This is a genomic window from Streptomyces tailanensis (genome assembly GCF_008386495.1).
Taxonomy (GTDB): domain Bacteria; phylum Actinomycetota; class Actinomycetes; order Streptomycetales; family Streptomycetaceae; genus Streptomyces; species Streptomyces tailanensis.
This window is the reverse complement of sequence record NZ_VTHJ01000133.1, coordinates 569-7193: the sequence shown is the minus strand read 5'-3', so window position 1 is coordinate 7193 and position 6625 is coordinate 569. Positions and strand designations below refer to the sequence as shown.

At 65.9% G+C, this 6625-nt stretch carries 6 protein-coding genes and 2 pseudogenes; 1 reads left to right on the top strand and 7 read right to left on the bottom strand.

Going from position 1 to position 6625, the window contains the following annotated elements:
- Positions 1-449: 449 nt before the first annotated feature.
- The 3 genes from F3T56_RS44985 to F3T56_RS44970 form a co-directional block, all read right to left on the bottom strand.
- Complete coding sequence (locus F3T56_RS44985; protein ID WP_149831237.1) at positions 450-827, bottom strand: fic family toxin-antitoxin system, toxin component; 378 nt, start codon at positions 825-827, stop codon at positions 450-452.
- Positions 827-1072, bottom strand: a complete 246-nt coding sequence (locus F3T56_RS44980; protein WP_149831236.1) for a hypothetical protein — start codon at positions 1070-1072, stop codon at positions 827-829. The genes F3T56_RS44985 and F3T56_RS44980 overlap by 1 nt, the downstream gene beginning before the upstream one ends.
- A 473-nt stretch (positions 1073-1545) precedes the next feature.
- Positions 1546-2001 carry an NUDIX hydrolase gene (locus F3T56_RS44970; RefSeq protein WP_149831235.1) on the bottom strand — a complete coding sequence of 152 codons (456 nt, stop codon included), beginning with the start codon at positions 1999-2001 and terminating at the stop codon, positions 1546-1548.
- Positions 2002-2407: 406 nt separating this feature from the next.
- On the opposite strand from F3T56_RS44970, the gene F3T56_RS44965 reads away from it, so the two are divergent.
- Entirely contained in the window at positions 2408-2944 is a 537-nt protein-coding gene (locus F3T56_RS44965) for a 2'-5' RNA ligase family protein (protein ID WP_172639483.1), read from the top strand.
- A gap of 19 nt (positions 2945-2963) precedes the next feature.
- Here the strand turns inward: F3T56_RS44965 and F3T56_RS44960 are convergent.
- From F3T56_RS44960 to F3T56_RS47290, 4 genes and pseudogenes are all read right to left on the bottom strand, one after another.
- Positions 2964-3167 (bottom strand): annotated as a pseudogene (locus tag F3T56_RS44960) (ATP-binding protein); the annotation flags it as partial.
- Positions 3168-3243: 76 nt separating this feature from the next.
- Positions 3244-3965, bottom strand: a pseudogene (locus tag F3T56_RS44955) (IS6 family transposase).
- A gap of 250 nt (positions 3966-4215) precedes the next feature.
- Positions 4216-5934: a BCCT family transporter gene (locus F3T56_RS44950; RefSeq protein WP_172639482.1), complete on the bottom strand. Its 1719-nt coding sequence runs from the start codon at positions 5932-5934 to the stop codon at positions 4216-4218.
- 558 nt (positions 5935-6492) lie between these two features.
- On the bottom strand, positions 6493-6625 hold a 133-nt coding region (locus tag F3T56_RS47290), incomplete at its 5' end, for a hypothetical protein (RefSeq protein ID WP_216373109.1).

Sequence of the window (6625 nt, the reverse complement as noted above, 5' to 3'; positions counted from 1 at the left end):
AGCATGAGCATCCCGATGCCCACGCACACCAGCCCCGTGACCAGCGACTTCACGATGCACAGTGCTCAGTGGGATACACAGGCTGTCGGGTGAGACGACGGGTTATCAACGTGACGGCCGCGAGGGTGAGCATCGCTTCGCTGGGCACTGTCAACTTTGACGGGATGTCAGATGATCAAGAAGGAGATCGGTGATTTCCGCTGACATCCCGTCAAAGTTGACAGTGCCCTGGTGGCCGCAGCATAAGGCGGGCCGCTGACAACCGCTCGGTCCGCGATCTGGTCACCGGTCTCAACAGCCGCCCTTTTCCGCCTCCGCCTGGGGCCCCTGCGGTGAGCCGCCCGCCGTGACCGGGATCCGGGCCTGCAGGCCGGGCCCGTCCCGGCCACACGGGGCGCGGTGGCATCGGCGCTGCAAGGCGGGCCGCCCGCGTACTGCCGAGGCGTAGTTCAGGTGGCCTGCGGCCAGGCGCGCAGCAGGGCGGCGATCCTCTTGGCGGTGCAGGAGGGATCGCGCAACAGGTCACGCAGAGCGACAGCGTCTTCACGGCTAGGCTTGACCGGGACACCGGAGGCCTCCAGGTACATCACGCCGGTCGCGGCAGCAACGGCCATGTTGGAACGCTCCAGCCAGCGGCAGCGGCCGAGGATGTGTACCAGGGCGGCGGCGCGGGCGTAGGGACCGTCGTAGACGGGTGTTTCCAGCAGTTCGGCTCGGTGGCAGGCAACCGCCGCTACCGGTACCCCGTAGTCGTCGGGGGCGGGATCACCTGCGCCTGCGAGTTCGGCAACCTGGAGAATCCATGGGACATCGATGTACACGTGCATTATGCGGCGTGCGCCCCCGGTGCGTAATGGCCCCCGTCTTCCGCCTCGTCGAAGACGGACTGGTGCTCGTCGAGAAAGCGCCGGGCGGCGTCCAGGCCCTGCTGCCTCAGCCCTTCTGTGTCCTCACGTACGAGGCCGGCGATGTAGTCGCCGAGGCTCAGGCCGCGATCAGCGGCACGGGCTTCAGCCAAGGCTTTGATCTCGCTGTCGACGCGCGCGCCCAACTGTGTCTTCGTCTTCGCCATAACCTGATGGTAACAGCTGTTACCACTCGGCGGAGTGCTGTCCGCCGAGGCCAGGCCTGCAAAGCCGACGGCTGAGTTCACATCGCTCGCCCGCGTGCACCGGCGTACCCAGGGCCCCGGAATTTCCCGTGCGCGGGCGAGCCGGCTGTTGGTGAAGAATGCGAGCATGCCGGGTGGGAACAGGCGCGCGAAGGCGCCGAACGAGTATGTGGTGACGGGTACTTGGCCAGAGGCCGAGTTGGAGGAGCACCGCGGTGCCCGGGTGATGCAGGCGCTGTCCCGCAACCTGAGGGACACGATGCAGAGACCTGCCCGGGAGAGCTGCGTGAACCGGCAGGTGATCGCAAACGTCCTGCACGGAAGGGTATGGCCGGACATCATCACGGTGGCGGGCCTCGAAGCAGCCCTGGAAACCCAGCCGTGGCCCGCCGAAATCTCGGCCTCAGCACCGGCTGCGGAGCAGCCAGCGCGCCTCAGTGCTGGATTAGGCCGCCGACCGGAACGGCAGCGACGTGGCCGGTCACCGGAAGCGTCTGAGCCAGGGCGAGGCCGACATCGACCAGCGATGACCGGCGCAGGCAAGCGACATCGGGAATCGGAGTCCAGACCGACTCGACGGTTTCGCCGTTCGGCTCCGGCCGGTGCTGGCCACCAGTGATACGGACCTGGTAGAAGACACCGACATTCTGGTGCTCGATTCCCGCACGCGCGACGGCCGCGGGGATCACCCTGGAATCCACACCCAGCAGGCGCTCGACCACCGCGGAGCAGCCGGTCTCCTCAGCAACCTCCCGGACCACCGTGTCAAACGGATCCTCCGCGTGCTCGACCCTGCCGCCCGGAAGAGTCCAGTTGTTCGACGCGTGATGGGCGAGCAGTACCCGCCCGCCCTCGATGCACACGGCGTACGCCGCCAACCGGAAACTCATTCCCCTCACACCTCCCACCGGACCCTATCCCGCCGTCCAAGATCCATGCGGCGCCATGAGCGCAGAGTGGAGCCAGATCAACTTCTTACGCCTGGAGCCACTTCAGTTCCGTGTGGTGGAGCCCAAAGAAGTGCTTACAGACACCGGGGGCACTGACAGAAACTCTGACGTTGGGGCAACGACGACGGCGAGTCGTTTGAACTGGTGGAGCAGGGCGAAGGTGGCTTCGACAATGTGAGCTGGCCCCGTTCGACAGCGGGATTGGGCCCCACTTGGTGATCTCACGGGCATGATCTGTCACCGTGCTTTGGCCCCACCTGTGTGCTTGGTTGGTGCTCCGTCCCTGCTTGGCATGGCGGTGATTATCGGGTCGCCGCCGGTCGGGGCTCGCTGATAGACAGATGCGATGGCGGATGAGTACGCGCAAGGATTCCAGGCAGGGCAGTCGGGGCTGATCGTGAAGGTTCCGGAGGCGGAGCCTTTGGTGCGAGCGTGGCGTGACCGGCTTGACCCCTCGGCCCGTGCGGGTGTTCCGGCGCATGTCACCGTGCTCTTCCCGTTTCTCGACGCGAGCCGCATTGACGAGGGTGTCTGCGCCGCGATCGGCGAGGTACTCGGTCGGCACCAGTCCTTCGAGGCCCGGTTCGACCACTGCGGCCGGTTCCCTGGAGTGCTGTATCTCGCCCCCGAACCGGACACTGGCTTCAGGCGTCTCACCGAGGCCATCGTGGAGCGGTGGCCGGAAAGCCCGCCGTTCGGTGGGCAGTTCGACGATGTTGTCCCGCATCTGACCGTCGCCCAGGGCCAGGACGAAACTGTCGTGGAGAAGGCCGAGGCCGATCTGCTCACCGGTCTCCCCGTCGTCGCGCAGGTCTCGTCGGTCGACTTGCTGGTCCACGACGGGACGCGGTGGCGGCAGCGGGCCTCCTTCCCGCTGGGGTAGGCGCGGTTGCGCTGGTCGGTCAGCCGTTGCCCTGTTGGTTCTTGGCGTGTGCGAGGCGGTAGGAGTCGGTGCCGGTCTCGATGATGTTGCCGCCGAAGGTGAGCCGGTCCACGATGGCCGCGCAGAGCCGGGGGTCGGTGAAGGTCTTCGTCCAGCCTCCGAACGATTCGTTGGAGGCGATGGTCACGGACGCCTTTTCCTCGCGCTCGGTTAACACCTGGAACGGCGCTGTCACGTTGTTGGACATGTGGGTGTCTGACGGTGCGCCAGGTGTGGTTGGCCCGGGTGTCAGCCTCGACTCAAGCTGCGGTGAGCTGGCCGGTGGCGCCGGTGATCTGGTCCCAGATGGTGAAGCGGTTGATCATCTCGGTGCGGTGTTCGGTGGCGGTCATCAGGTGGCGTCGGGGTCGGAAGTGGGGTGAGATGCCGCTGAACGCGGACAGGAACCGCTGGGCTGCGCCGACGCTGCGGAAGCCTTTCATCGCCCGTTCGCGCTGCCTTGTTGGCTGGTGGCTGTTCTCCGCCCGGTTGTTCAGCCCCTTGTGGGAGCGGTGCTCGACGAAGGGCATGACCTCGCGGTGGGCCGCTTTGTAGGAGCGGAGCTTGTCGGTGACGATCACCCTGGGCACCGTGCGGGTCTTCTTCATCAGCCTGCGCGGGAAGCGTTTGGCCGCGGCCTTGTCCCGGCGGCTCTGTGCCAGGATGTCCAGGACGTTGCCGTCCTGGTCGACCGCCCGCCACAGATACTTCTGTTCCCCGTTGATCTTGATGAAGACCTCGTCCAGGTGCCACTTGTCACCAGGTCGGGGCCGGCTGGCGGCGCAGCGAATCGGCGTACCGTTGCCCGAACTTGGCGCACCAGCGGCGCACTGTCTCGTAGGAGAGGACGATCCCGCGCTCGAGCATCAGCTCCTCGACCTCGCGGAAACGACAGCGGGAAACGGTGATACAGCCACACGCAGTGGGAGATGACCTCGACCGGGTACCGGTGCCCCTTGTACGACGGAGCCACGGCCCCCACGGAACAGCCCCCTCCAGCACGATCAACCAGAAGATCATCCCACCCGCTCAGCCAACGTGACAGCGCCCTCGAAAGGCATGGGAGGCGCCCCCATCGCGCATACGACCATGGACTGCGCGTCGTGCGGCGCGAGAAGCACGTAGGTGCTTCGTCTTTCACCCTCACATGGTCACCGTGCATGCCGCGCGCCGCGGCCCGAGTCGTCGACCTTCACGACTGATGCCGAGGCGCGCGGCGCGCGGGTGCCTGCCTATGTGGTGCGCGCGTCCACCGTGCCGTCATTGGACCCGTTCGACGCAGACCCGTTCTCCAGGCCCTCCTCGAACGCCGTGACGGCCTGGCCGATGAGCCGCTGTTCCTGTTTCCTCCGCTGAGCGGCCAGATTGGCGTGGTGTTCTCGGCGGAAGGCCTTGGCCGTGGCGAGGCACATCCCGATCATCACCAGGCTGAAGGGCAGTGCCGTGATGATCGCCACCGTCTGCAGCGTGGTCAGCGACCCGGTTCCCGTGCCGCTGGCGACCAGCAGTGCGATGGCCACGGCCCCCTGGGCCGCGCACCAGAACACGCGGCTCCATGTCGGCGGCTCGGGGTCGCCTCCGGAGGCCAGCACGTCGACCACGTAGCTGCCGGAGTCGGAGGAGGTGACGAAGAACAGCACGATCAGCAGGATCGTCGCCCCGGCGACGAGCGCGCCGCCCGGCAGGCCGTCGAGCAGCTGGAAGAGCGCGCTGTCCGTACCGACCGTGCCGTCCTCACCCACCATTCCGCCCTCACCGACCGTCTCGCGGTGGAGTGCCGACCCGCCGAGGACGGCGAACCAGAAGAAGGTCAGCAGAGTCGGTACCAGCAGCACGCCCGTGACGAACTCGCGAACGGTCCGCCCGCGGGAGATACGGGCGATGAAGACGCCGACGAACGGAGCCCAGGAAATCCACCAGCCCCAGTAGAAGACCGTCCAGCCGCTGACCCATGCGGTCCCCTCCTCGCCCTGTGAGGCGCCGGTTTCGAAGCTCAGCGCGAGGAGGTTCTGCAGATACGCGCCGATGTTCTCGACGAAGCCGTTGAGGAGGAACAGCGTCGGGCCCGCGACGAGGATGAACACCAACAGCGCGCCGGCCAGGCCCATATTGATGTTGGACAGCCACTTGATGCCCTTGCCGACGCCTGTGACCACGGAGATGGTGGCCAGCAGGGTGATGCCGATGATGAGGGCGACCCGAAGGGGCGTGCCGGGGTCGGTCACCCACCCCTGGAGGCCGAGCCCCGCCGAGATCTGCAGGACGCCGAAGCCGAGCGAGGTGGCCACGCCGAAGACCGTGCCGACGACGGCGATGGTGTCGATGGCGTCGCCCCAGGCGCCTTTGATCCTGTCGCCGAAGATCGGTTCCAGAGCCCAGCGGATCGAGATGGGACGACTCTTGCGGTGCACGGCGTAGGCGACGGCGAGACCGACCACGACGTAAATGGCCCAGGGGTGGATTCCCCAGTGCAGGAACGTCTGGACCATGGCGAACTCGCTCCGCGTCGCCTCGGCCTCACCGACACCCGGCCTCGGGGAGACGAAGTGGTTCAACGGCTCGGCGACACCCCAGAAGACGAGCCCGATCCCCATACCCGCAGCGAACAGCATCGCCAGCCACGAGCCCATGCTGAACTCGGGTCGCTCGTCGTCCTTGCCGAGCTTGATGTCTCCGAAACGGCCGATACCAACCCATAGGACAAATATCACAAAGAGTGAGACGAGAGCGGTGTAATACCAACCGAGACCGCTAATGATCTCTTCCTGCACCGCACTGATGACGCGCTGTGCAGAGTTCTTGAAGATCGTGGTGTAGAGGACGAAGGTGACGATGATGACCGCGGACGGCCAGAAGACGCGTGGGGCGATCGACGCCAAGGGGGAGCGGGTCCCGGTCTTCTCTTGATCCGGAATATCTGCCGGTGATTTCGTCACTTGGGGAGCGGGCATGCTCTCTTTCCTCGTGTCGTCGGGCTCGGGCACGGTTGGCCGGACGCTTTGGTGCGCCCTCTGCGACGTCAGCGGCTTCTGCTGACTCGGACAGCCTTGGGCTGGATGGCATAGGAGTGACAAGTGTTGCGCAGTGAGAGATTGTCATCTGTAGGCGCAACAGCGAACACGCCCGCTGTACGGTAGTCAAGGCCCCTCACACCACACGCTGGGCTTCCAACCGGCATCGAAATCGATTCGTGACCCGTGGCGCGACGGTTGCGTAGAAGCTCCTCCAGCGAGTCGCCGGCCGCGGATCAGGATCCCGGTCCGGATCACTTTCCGTGCCAGGGCCACCGTTTTGACCGCCGCCGACATTTGTCGAAAATCGCTGTAGTCGGGTCGGATCTCTCGGTCATGAGTACCGGCACGGTCCAGATTTCACCACGCGGATGCCAGGGCCGCACGGCATCAGGAGGTCCTCGGGGCCTGGGGGTCAGGACGGTTACCGAAGCGGGTGAGGTGAGTGCGGTGGCAGCTACGAGTGCGTTGTCAATCCCCTCGCAGCGTGGAGACGATCTATGCGGCCAGTCCCTCGGCGAGGGTGGCCCGGTACTCGCGTTCGTAGTCGATCGGGCTCTTGAAACCGCACACGCTGTGTAGCCGCCTGGTGTTGTAGAAGTCGGTGATCCAGGTGGCGATCTTGATGCGG